This is a genomic window from Erythrobacter sp. MTPC3 (assembly GCF_042854385.1).
GTDB lineage: Bacteria > Pseudomonadota > Alphaproteobacteria > Sphingomonadales > Sphingomonadaceae > Erythrobacter.
In genome coordinates this window covers 197681-214061 of the sequence record NZ_BTGP01000001.1, presented here as the reverse complement: position 1 = coordinate 214061, position 16381 = coordinate 197681, and the positions used below count along the sequence as shown (strand labels likewise).

Annotated in this window: 13 protein-coding genes; 12 read left to right on the top strand and 1 reads right to left on the bottom strand. The window is 59.5% G+C overall.

Annotated features, from left to right (window positions below; all coding sequences use genetic code 11):
- Window positions 1–32: 32 nt before the first annotated feature.
- Window positions 33–1181 (top strand): molecular chaperone DnaJ, encoded by a 1149-nt coding sequence (dnaJ, locus tag ACGHU1_RS01025; RefSeq protein ID WP_390582576.1) that lies wholly within the window; start codon window positions 33–35, stop codon window positions 1179–1181.
- A gap of 58 nt (window positions 1182–1239) precedes the next feature.
- Window positions 1240–2139, top strand: coding sequence for an MBL fold metallo-hydrolase (locus tag ACGHU1_RS01020; RefSeq protein WP_390582574.1), 900 nt, complete (start codon window positions 1240–1242; stop codon window positions 2137–2139).
- Here the strand turns inward: ACGHU1_RS01020 and ACGHU1_RS01015 are convergent, their stop codons facing one another.
- Complete coding sequence (locus ACGHU1_RS01015) at window positions 2140–4464, bottom strand: patatin-like protein (RefSeq protein WP_390582572.1); 2325 nt, start codon at window positions 4462–4464, stop codon at window positions 2140–2142.
- Between the two features lie 71 nt (window positions 4465–4535).
- Here ACGHU1_RS01015 and radA point away from each other — a divergent pair, with 71 nt between their 5' ends.
- From radA to rnr, 10 genes are all read left to right on the top strand, one after another.
- Window positions 4536–5903: a DNA repair protein RadA gene (radA, locus tag ACGHU1_RS01010; RefSeq protein ID WP_390582570.1), complete on the top strand. Its 1368-nt coding sequence runs from the start codon at window positions 4536–4538 to the stop codon at window positions 5901–5903.
- 11 nt (window positions 5904–5914) lie between these two features.
- The gene (locus tag ACGHU1_RS01005; RefSeq protein ID WP_390582568.1) at window positions 5915–6439 is read left to right on the top strand and encodes a CvpA family protein; all 525 of its coding nucleotides are present in this window, start codon (window positions 5915–5917) and stop codon (window positions 6437–6439) included.
- A gap of 26 nt (window positions 6440–6465) precedes the next feature.
- The gene (locus ACGHU1_RS01000; protein ID WP_390582566.1) at window positions 6466–6906 is read left to right on the top strand and encodes an iron-sulfur cluster assembly scaffold protein; all 441 of its coding nucleotides are present in this window, start codon (window positions 6466–6468) and stop codon (window positions 6904–6906) included.
- 70 nt (window positions 6907–6976) lie between these two features.
- Window positions 6977–8617: an MFS transporter gene (locus ACGHU1_RS00995; RefSeq protein WP_390582564.1), complete on the top strand. Its 1641-nt coding sequence runs from the start codon at window positions 6977–6979 to the stop codon at window positions 8615–8617.
- The gene (alr, locus tag ACGHU1_RS00990; protein WP_390582562.1) at window positions 8601–9665 is read left to right on the top strand and encodes an alanine racemase; all 1065 of its coding nucleotides are present in this window, start codon (window positions 8601–8603) and stop codon (window positions 9663–9665) included. Before ACGHU1_RS00995 ends, alr begins: the two co-directional genes overlap by 17 nt.
- 79 nt (window positions 9666–9744) lie before the next feature.
- Window positions 9745–10323 carry a polyhydroxyalkanoate synthesis repressor PhaR gene (gene phaR, locus ACGHU1_RS00985; protein ID WP_390582560.1) on the top strand — a complete coding sequence of 193 codons (579 nt, stop codon included), beginning with the start codon at window positions 9745–9747 and terminating at the stop codon, window positions 10321–10323.
- Window positions 10324–10385: 62 nt separating this feature from the next.
- Window positions 10386–11930 (top strand): proline--tRNA ligase, encoded by a 1545-nt coding sequence (gene proS, locus ACGHU1_RS00980; RefSeq protein ID WP_390582558.1) that lies wholly within the window; start codon window positions 10386–10388, stop codon window positions 11928–11930.
- Window positions 11931–11963: 33 nt separating this feature from the next.
- A complete protein-coding gene (locus ACGHU1_RS00975) occupies window positions 11964–12554 on the top strand; it encodes a DUF805 domain-containing protein (protein ID WP_390582556.1) in 591 nt (196 codons plus the stop codon).
- Window positions 12555–12612: 58 nt separating this feature from the next.
- Window positions 12613–14022: a M28 family peptidase gene (locus ACGHU1_RS00970; RefSeq protein ID WP_390582554.1), complete on the top strand. Its 1410-nt coding sequence runs from the start codon at window positions 12613–12615 to the stop codon at window positions 14020–14022.
- Between the two features lie 23 nt (window positions 14023–14045).
- On the top strand, window positions 14046–16364 hold the full coding sequence (gene rnr, locus ACGHU1_RS00965) for a ribonuclease R (protein ID WP_390582552.1): 2319 nt from the start codon (window positions 14046–14048) through the stop codon (window positions 16362–16364).
- The last annotated feature ends 17 nt before the right edge of the window (window positions 16365–16381 follow it).

The window sequence follows — 16381 nt, the reverse complement described above, 5'->3', positions numbered from 1 at the left end:
CGGTGGTGATTACCTTTGGGACGCAGATTTCTATGGCCGCTACACAGCTCGATTATTACCAGACGCTTGAGGTTTCGCGCGATGCAGACGGCGCGACTCTCAAAAGCGCCTATCGCAAACTCGCAATGAAGTTTCACCCGGATCGCAATCCGGGCGATGCCGGGGCAGAAGCCCGTTTCAAAGCCTGTAATGAGGCATATGAATGCCTCAAGGACCCGCAGAAACGCGCAGCCTATGACCGGTTCGGTCACGAAGCCTTCACTCAAGGCATGAATGGCGGCGGTGGCGGCGGCTTTGGCGGAGGCCGTGGCCATCAGGGCGACTTTGGCGATATCGGCGACATTTTCGAAACCATCTTCGGCAGCGCCTTTGGCGGCGGCGGCTCCGCGCGCCAGCAACAACGGCGCGGCGCGGATCTGCGTTACGACATGCAGGTCACGCTCGAAGAGGCATTTGACGGCAAATCCACCGAAATAGAGATTGAGGTTTCGCAAAGCTGCGAGACTTGCGATGGCTCAGGCGCAACACCGGGCACAGGCGAGCGCCAGTGCAACCTTTGCCACGGGCAGGGTGCGGTTCGCGCAAAACAGGGGCTGTTCGTCGTCGAGCGGCCATGCCCGACTTGCGGCGGACGCGGCTCTGTAATCGAAGACCCGTGCGGCGATTGCCGCGGAGAAGGCCGCGTGGACCAACCACAGGCGCTAAGCGTGGAAATCCCGCCAGGCGTCGATACCGGCACGCGCATTCGCCTGTCTGGCAAGGGCGAGGCAGGCCAGCGCGGCGCGCCTTCAGGCGATCTCTACATTTTCATCCATGTGCGCGATCACGAAGTGTTCATGCGCGAGGGAACGACGCTGGCGGCGCGCATCCCCGTCAGTTTTACGACCGCAGCACTCGGCGGCAGCGTCGATATACCCGACCTCGACGGCTCCACCAACACAGTTGATATTCCGGCTGGAATCCAGTCGGGCAAGCAATTGCGCGTTCGCGGCGCAGGCATGCCTGTCCTGCAAGGGCGCGGTCGCGGGGATCTGGTGGTTGAAATCGCGGTTGAAACGCCGACGAAACTCTCGCGTCAGCAAAAAGACATCCTCCAGCAATTTCGTGACACGGAAACCGGTGATGAATGCCCTGAAAGCAAGGGCTTCTTCTCAAAACTGAAAGATGCATTCGGAGCCTAGGCTGCTCGACAGTCAGGCGCGCGCGGGGTAGGCTATCTCCTTAACAGGAGACCAAGTCATGAACCGTTTCGCCGCATTCGCTGTCGCTCTTGCATCCACCGCTCTTGTGGCGGCTCCTACCAGCGCGCAGCGCGATTTCAGCCAGGTTGAAGTCACAGCCGAGGAAATCGCAACCGGTGTCGCTGTGCTGTTTGGCGCGGGCGGGAATATCGGGGTCAGCCACGGGGACGATGCGACGGTCATTATTGACGATCAGTTCGCCCCGCTGTCCGGCAAGATCGAAGCGGCTATCGCGTCGCTCGGCGCATCGCCTGTCAAATACGTCGTGAACACGCATTGGCATTTTGACCATACGGGCGGAAATGAGCATTTCGGCGGGACCGGGGCGACCATTTTTGCGCATGACAACGTTCGTATTCGCATGGCCGAAGGCGGCATGGCAGCCGGAAACAACACACCGCCCGCGCCGGACATCGCTTTGCCCGTGGTCACTTACGGACAGGGGATGCGGTTCCATCTCAATGACGACACTATCAACCTGATGTTCCTCGGCGGTGGTCATACGGACGGCGACAGCGTGGTGTTCTGGGAAAACAAGAACATCGTTCATATGGGCGATCTGTATTTCAACATCCCCGGCTATCCGTTCATCGACACGAATTCAGGCGGAAGTGTCTACAACGCCATGGATTCGCTCGACCTGGTGATCGCCATGATCGATGATAAGACGAAGGTGATCCCGGGCCACGGACCGATGTCGAATAAAGCCGAGCTCGTCGCCTACCGCGCGATGATCGGTGAAGCGGTGCAGCGCGTTGAGGCCGAAAGCGCGAGCGAGGGCGCCACGTTGGAGCGCGTGATTGCGGCCAAGCTGCTGGACGATATTGATCGCGGGGAGGGCGGCTTTATTGATGCCGACGCCTTCGTCACCGCGATTTGGAACAGCATGAACGAATAATCAGGACTGGCCGAGCCGATCAATCACTTCGGCGCGCAATCTCTGCAGCAGGTCAGGCGCGCAGCGTGCCGCTTCTAGTTCCTCGTCCAGAATTGCCAGAAATGCTAAGCGTTTGTAGCCTCGAACCGTCGGTTCTGGCACGCTACCATCTACTGTGGAGGCGAGGAAATCGATCATACGTTCCGCTCCGTGCAAGCGGCCCCAGATGTAATCGTTTTCGCGGTAAGCGCGGCTGAAAAACGCGCCGAAATTGTAAAATTCGATGCCGCGCAGCGTTGCGGTGGTTCCCCCGGCGCGGATGGTTAGGGCGTCATCGGGGGATATTCGGTCGATTTTGACCGGATTGTATTCTGCCAACCGGTCGCTTTGCACCAGCGGCAGGGTGGCGACATCGTAGAATGGAAAGCCCAGATAGGTCAGGAGCATCCGCCGCTTAAGATTGCTTGGCATGGCCTCCAGCGCCTCTGCCAGCATCTCCTCCGCCTTTGCGTCGGTTTCGGGCAGCAGTCGGGTCTGCTCCAGATAATCGAGCACTGCACCCGGATCTTCGAGCACGCGATGCGCCAAATCGCCAAACTCCCCGTCGAGCAGAGTGTCATCATCCGCATCGTAATAAAGCGAGAGAATGTCGTAAATCTTCGCGCGCGCCAGATCGAGCGCATCGTCCGGTATTTCGGGGTCGCGTTCCCAATCACGCGATAGCCGCCGCGCCAGCAATTGCAGGCGGCGTATCCTGAAACCGACGTCATGCGCGCGGTAAAACGCGATGGCATCCTCGCTAGCACCGGCGCCGTCTTCGGTCAGTTGGTGAAGACCCTGTGCGGCCAGTTCCCGGCGCAATACAGCCGCAATCAGCCCTTCATCGGCAAGCGGAAGTTCGGGTGCGCCTTTATGCGTCAGCTCCGCAAGACGGTCTATGATGCCGGTAAATTTCGTCTGGGCGTATGCGGCGAACGCATAGCCTGCGCGCTCAGCGGCGGTCTGCTGCGCTTTCCGGCGCCATTTTGCGAGGCGTTTGGTGGTCGGGTGATCAAGGAAAAAAGTGCGGCCAAACAATTGTTCCACTGCGCGGTCGATCTCGGGCCGCAAGCCCATCACGATGCGCTGCATCCGCTCTGCATCACGCGACAATTGTTCAATGCGTTCCAGGTCGTCACGGATCGGCTGTTCTCTAGGGATGGTAGAGATCGAACCGAAAATCGCGGCGAAGAACCCGATATCCCGGTCCTGCGCCTGGCCCACCTTTCCAGTGCGGTCAGGACGCGGGTCGATATAAACGAACCGGCGGTCCACTTCGCGCTGCGATGTCCGTCCACTAAGCGCGTTGAGCGCGGCCCCGAATGGTGCGTTCACCAGAACAGAGCCGTCGATCAAGGCGACATTTTCCACATTCTCGCTGCGAACGTGCACGGGCATGACATTCGAAAGGAATGCCCTGCGTGTTTTCCAGTGGTGGCCTTTTTCCTCTGCTAGCCTGTCGATTTCGTCGAGTTTGAGCGGCGGGAAGGCACCGGGAAAACTGGCCGTCGCGCGGGCGGCGAGGACTAGCTCTAGCGGATCGGCCAATTGGCTTTCCGCGCGCCCGGATACTTTCGCCTGAAAGCCGATTGGCATCCGGTGTTCGGTTTCCTCGACAATCGGCGGAGAATTCAGGCGCAGCATTTCCTTGCGCCCGCGAAAATCGGTCGCGGTCACGAACAGGTCTATCGGGTGGTTATCGGGCAGCAGCGGCGGCCCGGTGTCAGAAACCGCCATGCTGCGCAGCGCATCAAACAGCATCTCGGAAAAACGGTCGCCCGAAAAAGGCGGATTGAACCAGCGCCCCCGGACAAGGCGCGAAACCTTGGTCCGCACCTCTGCGCGCGTTTCTGGCGATACGCTTTCGCTGACAGCGTTGCCGGGCCTGCTCAAAAACCATTCGGCGATCGGCTGCGCCCATATCTTGGCGTAACGCCACATCGGTTCGGCATTGGGATCGGTCAGCTGACTGACGTCGGCGTTTTCCAGCCACAGATCAGTCAGCGGTTCCAGTGAAGCGCCAGAATGGATCGCCTTTGCGAGGAATATGGCATTGATGCCGCCCGCACTTGCACCGGTCAGGATGTCGGGCAGCACGCGAACGCGCAGCTGGTGATCTTGCTCTATCTGGCGCAGAAATTCGCAGTATACGCCTGCGACACCGCCAATCGGATCGCTGCCGGCAGAATGAAAATTCCGGCTTGCCCTTGCCAGATGCCAGACCTCTTTCGTGACCCCGTGCATATACACGGCCAGGCTGACCCCGCCGTAACATACCAAAGCCAGTCGCAATTCCTTTTGCCGCATGTTTCGGCTTGTGACGGGGATAATCGGGCTTTGCAATTGCGTTCTGCAAATGTTCTCGATATTGGCCGGGCATGGCTAAAAGCAAAAAGCGGTTTGTATGTCAGTCCTGCGGCAGCGTGTCGCCGCGCTGGCAGGGGCAATGCCCCGATTGCAAGGAGTGGAACACGCTGGTCGAAGATGCGCCGGCGACGGTGTTTTCGCAAAAGCATGATTTATCGAGCGGCGGCAGGGGCATCGAGTTCGTCGCGCTTAACCAGCCGACGGAATTGCCGGTGCGCAAGTCAACCGGGCTAGCGGAATTTGACCGCGCGCTGGGCGGCGGTCTGGTTCCGGGATCAGCGGTGCTGATGGGCGGTGATCCGGGCATCGGTAAATCAACCCTCTTGCTCCAGACCGCAGCGACTATCGCGCGCGGCGGCAATGACGTTGTTTACGTAAGCGGGGAAGAGGCCGCGGGTCAGGTGCGGCTGCGCGCGAGCAGGCTGGGCGTGGTCGATGCGCCGATCCGGCTCGCCTCGGAAACTTCGGTGCGCGATATTCTGACAACCTTGGGGAAGGGGGAGCCGCCTGCCTTGCTGGTGATCGATTCGATCCAGACCATGCACTCCGACACAATCGAAGGCGCACCGGGCACTGTCAGTCAGGTGCGCGGCTGCGCGCTGGAACTTATCCGCTATGCCAAGGAAAACGGCGTCGCGATGTTTCTCGTCGGGCATGTCACCAAAGATGGCAGTATCGCGGGCCCGCGCGTGCTCGAACATATGGTCGATGTGGTGATGAGCTTTGAAGGAGAGCGCAGCCACCAATACCGGATTCTGCGTGCGCTCAAAAACCGGTTCGGCGCGGTCGATGAAATCGGTGTGTTCTCGATGGCGACCGAGGGGCTGGAGGAAGTGTCGAACCCTTCGATGCTGTTCTTGTCGGGCCGCGACCAACCGCTCGCCGGGAGCGCGGTGTTCCCTGCGCTGGAGGGCACGCGACCGGTCCTTGTTGAAATTCAGGCACTTATCGTGCGATTGCAATCAGGTGCGACGCCGCGCCGCGCTGTTGTAGGCTGGGATAATGGCAGGCTGGCGATGCTGCTGGCGGTGCTGGAATCGCGCTGCGGGCTGAATTTCAGCTCGGCCGAAGTGTATCTCAACATCGCGGGTGGTTACCGTTTGGCCGATCCTGCCGCCGACCTTGCCGTGGCAGCTGCGCTCGTATCGGCGCTGGCTGACAAGCCGCTCCCGGATAAGGCCGCATGGTTTGGCGAAGTCTCGCTCGCCGGTGAAATCAGGCCTGTTGCGCACACCGATTTGCGATTGAAAGAGGCTGCCAAGCTCGGCTTCACCAAGGGTTTTGGGCCAAAGGATGCGAAGACCGGAACGGCAGGAATGGAATATCGCGGATTGGGACAACTCGCGAACCTCGTTGACCATGTGGCGGGCAGCGCATAATTCTAACCGCCATGAGCTTGTTCGACATTATCGTACTACTGCTGATCGGCTTTGCGGCCATCGGGGGTTTCATTCGCGGTCTGGTGCAGGAGGTGCTGTCGCTGGCAGCATGGATACTCGCAGCTTTTGCCGTCTATTACCTTCACGGCCCACTGACAGAGGGGCTGCGCGGTTTGTACAATGCAGAGCCTGCGACCCCTATCCTTGCTTTCGTTCTTCTCCTGCTGATCCCTTATGCGGCCATGCGCGTTATCGCCAACAATGCTGGCGAGGCGTCGCGCAATTCCATCCTTGGCCCGATTGACCGCGTTCTGGGTTTCGGGTTCGGCGCGATAAAAGGTGTCCTCATCGTGGTCTTTGCATTCTCTATCGTTGCCATCGGTTTCGATGATGTTTGGGGATATAAAGGCCGCCCGACATGGATCACCACCGCGCGGACTTATCCGGCTGTCGACACATTCTCCCGCGAAATGGTGCAATTTATTGCAGAACGGCGGGCGCGTGTTCGCAATGATGCGGAAGAGAGCGAGGAGTAGGTTGGCTGGGTCCAGCCACTGACACCATGCCGGATAATTCCGCCGCCAAACTTTATTCGCCCAGCCTGCTTGCGCTTTCGATAGAGCTTGCCGAATTTCCCCATGATCATGGCCAGCCTTTGCAAGGCTATGCCAAATCTCGCACCTGCGGAAGCGAAGTTACGGTAAGCTGCGATACCTCTGACAACGGCGGCCTGCGCCATCTAGGAATGCTCGTGAAAGCCTGCGCGGTGGGGCAGGGCTCGGCCGCGATCATGGCATCTTACGCCCCCGGCAGAACGCGTGCGGACATCATCGCACAGCTCGAGGCGATAGAGGCGTGGTTGACCACCGATGCACCGCCCCCATCGCTTGACCGCTGGGAATTGGTGGAACCTGCGCGGGCATATCCTGCGCGGCACGAGGCTATCCTGATCCCGTGGAGAGCAGCGGTGGATGCGCTTTGCACAAATGCGATGGCGGGCTAGGGACAGGATCATACAGGCCTGCATCCATATAAACGTAAGGGGCAGACAGGCGTAAGGGGTTTAGGGGAATATGGCAGAAGCACAGGCTCTGGCGGCGCGCGAACCTACGGATAAGGAAATCCGTCTTGTCATCGGCGCGAGCAGCGCGGGCACGGTTTTCGAATGGTACGATTTCTTCATCTACGGCACGCTTGCCTACATCCTGAAAGACGCGTTTTACGACGTCGATAACGATACGCTGGGCCTGCTGCTGGTGTGGTCCACTTTCGCAGTCGGTTTTGCCTTTCGCCCGATAGGCGCAATCCTGTTCGGGTTTCTGGGCGACAGGCTGGGGCGCAAATATACGTTCTTGGTGACAGTGACGCTTATGGGCATCGCGACCGCCGGCGTCGGATTTATCCCGACGGTTGATACGATCGGTATCGCGGCGCCGATCATCGTGATCCTGTTGCGGGTGATACAGGGACTTGCGCTGGGCGGTGAATATGGCGGCGCTGCTATCTATGTCGCCGAACACGCCCCGCCGGAAAAGCGCGGGTTCTATACCAGTTTCATTCAGGCCAGCGTGGCGGGCGGTTTCGTTCTGTCGATCATCGTTGTGCTCGCCTGCCGTTTCCTGATCCCGGAAGACGATTTTGTCAGCTGGGGCTGGCGCGTGCCATTCCTGCTTTCGATCTTCCTGCTGGTCATTTCGCTGTGGATGCGGCTGATGCTGTCGGAAAGTCCGGTGTTTCAGGCGATGAAAGAGGCAGGCGAAACGTCGGGCAACCCGTTCAAGGAAAGCTTTACATACCCCGGAAACAAGAAACGCATTTTCGTCGCGCTGTTCGGTGTCACGGGAATCCTGACGACCATTTGGTATACCGCATTTTTCTCTGGAATGAGCTTTCTGCGTGGTCCGATGCATGTCGATGATCTGACGGTTGAACTGATCCTGCTGATTTCCGGTCTTATCGCGATGACGTTTTACATCATCATCGGCAAATGGTCGGACAGGGTGGGCCGGAAAAAGCCGATCATTATCGGCGCAATCGCGTCTTTGTTTCTGTTGTTTCCAGCTTTCTGGGCGATGGGCGCTCTCGCCAATCCGGCCCTTGCCGAGGCTGCTGAGCGCACTCCGATTACAGTGAGCGGGCCGCAATGCGTGACCGATCCGTTTGCAGACCTGTTCGACCGCGAACAGACCGATTGCGGCAAGGTGTTAGAAACACTGACCGCTGCCGGGGTCTCTTACACATTGGTTGAAGGGAGCGATTTGACGCTAAGTGCTGGCGGAGAAGCGATTGCAATCGACCCAGCATGGTTTGAAACCGGCGCAGCCCGTACCGAGGGCATTCGCGGCGCGTTAAATCAATATGGTTTCGATTTCTCAAAACAGCAGCCTGCGCTACCCAACATTGTCGGGATTATTGCGGTTTTGCTGGGGCTTGGGATGCTATCAGCGCTGACTTACGGATCGGTTGCAGCGTTGCTTTCCGAGATGTTCCCGCCGCGCATCCGCTATTCCTCCATGTCTATCCCGTATCACATCGGCGCTGGTTATCTCGGCGGTTTTCTGCCGCTGATCGCTGGTGTGATCGTGGCGAGCACCGGCAACATTTATTCCGGGCTCTGGTATACGTGGGGCGTTGTCGCTTTCGGAACAATCGTGGCGTGGTGGGGACTGCCCGGCGGCCCGCCGCGCGATTTTGCGGATGAAGTCGCTGACTAGTTCGTCCCTGCCGCCCCCGCCGCCCAGCCACCGGCTTCGGGTCGATACCGATGCACTGGCGCACAACTGGCGTGAGCTTGACCGGTTATCCGGGGAAGCGAAGGCTGGCGCTGCTGTAAAAGCGGATTGTTACGGTCTCGGCGTAGATATCTGCGTGCCGGTGCTGCGCGATGCGGGCTGCGAGGCGTTCTTTGTTGCCCATTGGAGCGAAGTTTCCGCAGTGCTTGCGCATGTACCCCCAGAACAGGTCGCCGTGCTTCACGGCCCGATGACCGAACATGATGTGCGCTATGCCAATGCGGCGGGGGTGCGGCCGGTCATCAATTCCCTGCAGCAGGCGCGGCGCTGGACCGATGGTGGGGGCGGCATCTGCCACCTGATGGTCGATACAGGCATAAACCGGCTTGGCGTTTCGATTGAAGAACTGGCCGATCCGGCGGTTCAGGCGCTCGATATCGATGCGCTGATGTCGCACCTTGCTGCGGCGGATGAGGATGGTGAAACCAATGCGCGCCAGCTTTCCGCATTTCGCGCCGCCATCCCGCAGATCGACCATCGCCGCCTGTCGCTTTCAAACAGCGCGGGCATCGCGCTTGGTAAGGATTTCGCGGTCGATCTGACCCGGCCCGGCCTTGCGCTGTATGGCGGCGTGCCCCGACCAGAGCTTGCCGGTATTATCAAACAGGTCGCCTATATCGAGGCCGCGATCATACAGGTGCGCATGCTTAAGCCGGGCGACAGGGTCGGATACAACGGAGAATTTACAGCTGACAAACCGATGCGCGTTGCGACGGTGTCACTGGGTTATGCCGATGGATTCCTGCGCGCGCGGGGGAGAGATTTTTCGCTCCGAAACTCCGGACTTGATCTGCCGCTGCTGGGCAAGGTTTCGATGGACATGATCGTCGCCGATCTGGAATCCGCTCCCGATCTGGACGAAGGCGACTGGCTGGAAGTGCCATTCAACTTACCCGATGCTGCGCGGCAAAGCTCTGTTTCTCAATATGAATTGCTTACCGTATTGGGACAACGTCTGCGCGGCGGCTAACGCGATGTTGCACTGCACATTGTGCAGATGCTAAACGGCTGTGCACAATGCAAGAACAGGGACAGGCATAGGGATCAGCATGGCCAAGAAACCAGACGCAGAAGCGGGCGATAGCATCGTCATCAAAAAATACGCGAACCGGCGGCTCTATAACACCAGCTCGTCCAGCTACATCACGTTGGAAGATCTTGCGCGGATGGTTCGCGAAAATATCGATTTCGAAGTGGTCGATGCCAAAAGCGGTGATGACATCACCCATCAGATACTGACCCAGATCATCATGGATGAAGAGGCCAATGGCGAGCAGATGCTGCCGGTGAGTTTTCTGCGCCAGTTGATCGGCATGTATGGCAATTCGATGCAGACGTTGATGCCGTCCTATCTTGAAGCGAGCATGACCAACTTCCGTGAAAACCAGTCGAAAATCCGCGATGCGTTTGAAAAGGGCATGTCGGCAGGACCGCTCGCCGCGATTCATGAAACGAACATGGCGATGATGCGCGCGGCGGCAGAAACTTTCATCCCTGGGCAAAAGAAATCTCTGGCAAAGCGGCCCGCCGCCTCCCCGGAAACAGTGAGCGATACCGGCTCTGAAATTTCAGATCTGCGCAAACAGATGGCCGCGATGCAAAAGAAGCTCGACGAACTCGGCAAATAACGCAAAGGCGCAGGTCGTCTGCGCCGATCCGCGCTCTTTCAAAAACAGGAAAATCCGAAACCGTGTCCAACATCCGTCACGCCCTGACCGTGAAGCGCGAAGACGACTTCGCCAAATGGTATCAGGAAGTCATCAGCAGCGCCGACCTTGCCGAAGAATCGGGCGTTCGCGGCTGCATGGTTATCAAACCGTGGGGTTATGGAATCTGGGAACGCGTGCAGCGCCTGATGGATGACCGGATCAAGGCGGCAGGCGTGCAAAACACGTATTTCCCGATCTTCATCCCGCTCGCCAATTTTGAACGCGAAGCGGCGCATGTCGAAGGCTTTGCCAAGGAAATGGCTGTCGTCACTCACCACCGGCTGATTGCCGATGGGGAAGGCGGACTGATCCCCGATCCCGAGGCCAAGCTGGAAGAGCCTCTGGTGGTGCGTCCGACATCCGAGACCATCATTGGCGATGCGATGAGCCGCTGGGTGCAAAGCTGGCGCGATCTGCCGCTGATGCTGAACCAGTGGGGCAATGTCGTGCGATGGGAAATGCGCACCCGCATGTTCCTGCGCACCAGTGAATTCCTTTGGCAGGAGGGGCACACCGCCCACGCAACACGCGAAGATGCACTGGCGGAAACGCACCGCGCGCTCGAAATGTATCGCGCCTGCGTCGAAGACGATCTCGCTGTGCCGGTCATCGCTGGCGAAAAGCCAGAGAATGAGCGTTTCCCCGGCGCGGATGAAACATGGTCGATTGAGGCTATGATGCAGGACGGCAAGGCTTTGCAGGCTGGCACATCGCATTACCTCGGCACGAATTTCGCCAAGGCGGCGAGCATTCAATATCAGGACCGCGAGGGCACACAGCAGCATTGCCACACGACCAGCTGGGGCACATCGACCCGGCTGATCGGCGGTATCGTGATGACGCACGGCGATGATGACGGCCTGCGCGTTCCGCCGCGTGTCGCTCCGCATCAGGTGGTGATTCTGCCGATGCTGCGCGAAAAACCCGAAGACGAAGCGCTGCTCGCCTATTGCGAAGAACTGCGTGCCGGTCTGGCTGCGCACAGCGCGATGGGCGAACCTGTGCGCGTCCTGCTCGACAAGACGCCGGGCAAAGCTTCGGCAAAACGGTGGGACTGGGTCCGCCGCGGTGCGCCGGTCATCCTCGAAGTCGGTCCGCGCGACATGGAAAATGGCAAGGTTGCCGCAATCCGCCGCGATGCGCTTTGGAACGCGGATAACGGAAAGCTCGCCACGCAGTTTCCCCAGCGTGAGGAATTCATCGCCGGAATTGCGGATCTGCTCACCGAGATACAAGCCAACCTCTTCAACGAAGCGAGAGAGCGCCGCGACGCCAACATAACGCGCGGCGTGACCGACTGGGACGCGGTCGTCGAATTTTACAAGTCGAATGGTAAATATCCTGGCTGGGTCGAGGTGCAGTGGTCAAAACCGACCGGCGATGCGCTGGGCAAGGTTGTCGAGCAGCTTAAGGGCGAAAGACTGACGATCCGCAACGTGCCGCGCGATAGCGAACCTGCTGACGGCGTGTGCATTTTCACAGGCGCACCAGCCACTGAAAGGGTGCTGATCGCGCGCGCTTATTGACAACACGCGCCAACACTTTGGGAGAGGGCACATATGTGGAATGCGATCCGGTATAATCTGGCCCATCTCGGGGATCTGTCGGGCCGCGATGGTCGGGCGACATTCTGGTTTTACGTCCTGTTCCTTGTGGTGCTGCAATATGCGATCGGCATGATCATCTCGCTTCCCATGCTGGTCGGTGCGGTGACGAAATCGGTTGGCGCCATTTCTGCTGGCACAAGCGAAGAGGAAATCGCGGCCAGCATGATGACCGAAATGGCGGGTTATCTCGAAACACAGATGCTCGCGTCGATTGGCGTCGGTCTTATCATACTGTTCCTGATCACCGCCGCATTCGTTCGCCGGTTGCATGACGCTGGGTTTGCGGGCTGGATCGCAGCCATCCCGGTGGCCGCGCAATTGTTCAGTCTGGCGTATGGATTTGCCGTGATCGATGACATCATGGCTTTGATGCAAAATCCCGAGCTCCTTGCAGGGTCACAGATGCGGGTCAATCCGATTGCGATACAGGCGCAGGTTGCTCCGCTAAGTTTCGTGGGGTGGCTGGGATATCTGGTGGTCATTGCGTTTGGCGTCCTCAAATCACAGCCCGGTCCCAACAAATATGGCGGCGTGCCGGTTTGATGACGAGAGTTCGGTAAGCCACTTGCGCCGCCGAAACAGTCACGGCACAAGTGCGCGCATGATCAAACGTCTCGCTTTAATCGCCGCGCTCGTATCCGCGCCTCTTGCTGCACACGACGAAGCAGATACTATCGACACCAAGCTGGCCCAGCAGGTTTCCGAAGAGCGTTTGCGCGCCGACATGGACCAGATTGTCAGGTTCGGGACGCGCCACACGCTTTCGACCCAGACAGATCCGGAGCGCGGGATTGGCGCTGCGGTGAATTGGGCGCTTGATGAATTTCGCCGGATCGGTGCGACATGCGACAATTGTTTCGAAGTCCAGTCGGTCGAGCGCCTGATCCAGCCTGACGGCAGGCGTATTCCGCAGCCGACACTCATCCGCAATGCCGTCGCCATCCAGCGCGGCACGCAGCGCCCCGACGAAGTCATCATCGTGCAGGGTCACTATGACAGCCGCGTCACCGATCCGCTGAACGGGACGGACGATGCGCCGGGCGCGAACGATGATGGGTCGGGCAGCGTCATGATACTGGAGGCATCGCGCATCCTGTCGCAGCAGGAATATCCCTCGACAATCATCTACGCACTGCTGACCGGTGAGGAGCAGGGGCTCTACGGCGCACGTATCCTTGCCGACTGGGTCGAAGAGCAGGGCATGACGGTGAAGGCTGTCCTTAATAACGACATGATCGGCAATTCTTGCGGATCGGACGGGTTTTGCGACCCTGATCATGTGCGCGTTTTCTCCGAAGGTCTGCGCGCGGATTCGACAGCACAGCTTCGCGCCCGCCAACGCCGGTTCGGGGGCGAAAACGATTCTCCCGGGCGCAATCTGTCGCGCTGGCTCGGTGATCTGGCCAGCGACCACCCGGCAGGTATGCAGGTCCGGCAAATCTGGCGCACCGACAGGATGGGGCGTGGCGGTGATCAGATCCCGTTCCTCGATAAAGGCTATCCGGCGGTGCGGATCACCGTTTCGGTTGAGGATTATGAGCATCAGCATCAGGATCTGCGCACCGAAGACGGCGTGACATATGGCGACACGGTCGATGAACTGGATTTCACATACCTGACCAGGGCCTCTCGCCTGAATGTCCGCGCACTGCACAACCTGGCAATGGCTCCGATGCCGCCCAAGGTAACGGCAGATGCAGCGGTGCGGGTCGATACTGAACTGACGTGGGACGCGGTGCCCGGTGCGGGCACATATCAGATATTTGTCCGCCGGACCGATGAAAGCGCCTGGCGGGAACAAAACCCGGAAGGCACGCTGGGTGAGGAGTGGGCCAACCTGTTGGTGACTTCGGCGCAAGCAGGGCCGCTTTCGATGAAAGTGCCGCTGCGCGGTGACGATTGGCTGTTTGGCATGGCCGCCTGCAATGGAGAGTATTGCTCGCCCATTTCCAGCGCGGTTCCCGGCGGCGCGTATGAGCCGGTCGAGCAGCCAGAAGGTGACAGCGAGTGACCACTCGTCCATAGGCCGCAATCATGGCCAAACGCACCCCCCAACGCCCCGCTGGTATGCCCACGTCCAAGCAGGTGCTTGAATTCATCCAGACTTCCGACACTCCGGCAGGAAAGCGCGAGATTGCGAAAGCATTCGGCCTTAAAGGTCAGGAAAAGATCGCGCTCAAAAAACTGCTGAAAGACATGGCAGAAGAAGGGCTGATCGACGGTAGGAAAACCGCCTATCACCGCATGGGCGGCGTACCCAAGGTTACGGTGCTGCGCGTTGTTGCCATCGAAGAGGGCGAACCGGTTGCCGAACCGGACAATTGGTCCCCCGATGCACCGGGCAAGCCGCCGCGCATCGTGCTTAAGGAAATGAAGGCCAAGGGGAAAAGCGGCCGCGCGCCCGCGTTAAAACGCGGCGACCGTGTTCTGGCCCGAACCGAAGAGCGCGACACCGGCTGGATCGGCTATCCCATGAAGAAACTTCCCGCGCGCAGCGAAGGGTTGCTGGGCGTGGTCGAGATCGACGGCGGCGGCAAAGCCTGGCTCGCCCCGGTGGACAAACGCATTCGGCAATCTTCCCCCATTAGCGATGTGGGTGAGGCGAAAGAAGGCGAGCTGGTGCTCGCAGAACGCACGGGCCGGTCGGATCGGTCGGGCGTCAAGGTGATCGAGGTCATCGGCGATCCGCTTGCTCCCAAAAGTTTCAGCATGATCGCGATTGCCAAACACGGCATCCCGCACGTCTTTCCAGAAGCGGTGCACGAAAATGCACGCGTTGCGGCGGAGCTTAAACTTTCCGAAGACAAGCGCGAAGACCTGCGCGCGCTTCCCATCGTCGCCATCGACCCGGCGGACGCTCGGGACCACGATGACGCGATCTGGGCCGAACCTGACGGGCAGGGCGGTTTCCGCGCGCTGATCGCGATTGCCGACGTGTCGTTCTATGTGCGCCCCGGCTCTGCGTTGGACCAAGAGGCGCGAAAGCGCGGCAATTCGGTGTATTTTCCCGACCGCGTCGTGCCGATGCTGCCAGAAATCCTGTCAGCGGATGTGTGCAGCCTGCGGGAGGATGAAGACCGCGCCGCGATGGCATGCCACATCACCATTGACGCAGACGGCAAGGTCACGAGCCACCGTTTCACCCGTGCGATCGTGCGCATCCATCACAACATCGCTTACGAAGACGCGCAGGCATCGGTCGACACCGGCAAGCCGCCTGAATATCTGGCGAATTTGTGGGCCGCGTGGAAATTGCTCGCAGAGGCGAGGGCAAAGCGCGATCCGCTCGATCTCGACCTGCCGGAGCGGCGCGTGATGCTGAATGACGAAGGGCAGATCGAGGAGATCGCCGTGCGCGAACGGCGCGATGCACACCGCGTAGTCGAGGATTTCATGATCGCCGCCAATGTCGCAGCAGCCAAGGCGCTGGAGGCGAAAAACTCGCCAGTCGTCTACCGTGTGCATGACACGCCAAGCCGGGAAAAACTGATCGCGCTGCGCGACTACATGGCGACGATGGATAAAAAGCTGGCCTTGGGTCAGGTCGTCACACCCAGCCTCTTCAACCGGATGCTGAAAGACGTGACCGACGAGTCTGAAAAAGCTCAGGTTATGGAGGCTGTGCTGCGCAGCCAGATGCAAGCATATTACGGTCCGGCAAATGCAGGGCATTTCGGCCTCGCGCTCGGATCGTACGCGCATTTCACCTCACCGATCCGCCGCTATGCCGATCTGCTTGTCCACCGCGCATTGGTGGATGCTTATAAACTGGAACAGCCGAAACCGCCGGGCGACATGCCGGAAAAATCCGGGCTTTCGGACAAAGATCGCGCAAGCCTTCAGGAAATTTCCGACGCAATCAGCCAGACCGAACGCCGCGCGATGGAGGCGGAGCGGGATACTATCGACCGCTATGTCGCTGCGTGGCTGTCCAAACGCGTCGGCGAAGTGTTTGAAACGCGCATCACCGGCGTGCAGAACTTCGGGTTCTTCGCGACCATTGTCGGGCTGGGCGGAGACGGGCTTGTGCCGATTTCGAGCCTGGGTGATGAATATTTCCGCCATGACGAAGCGTCGCAGACGCTCACCGGAGAGCAGACTGGGCAGACCTATTCGCCGGGTGATCGGGTAAAACTGAAGCTGGACGAGGCCAATGCGCTGACGGGCGCGCTCAAATTCGTGCCGGTCGATGAGGATGGCAATGTGCTGCAAACGCGCGCGCGCCGAAATGACCGTCGTGCACCGGGCGGGCCGCGCGGTTCTGGGAACCCGGGCGGTCCCAAGAAGGGCAAATACCAAACCGGCAAGCGCGGCCGCCCCGGCAACATCCGGCACAAGGGTAAACGAATGTAGCAATCTTCGGAACGCTG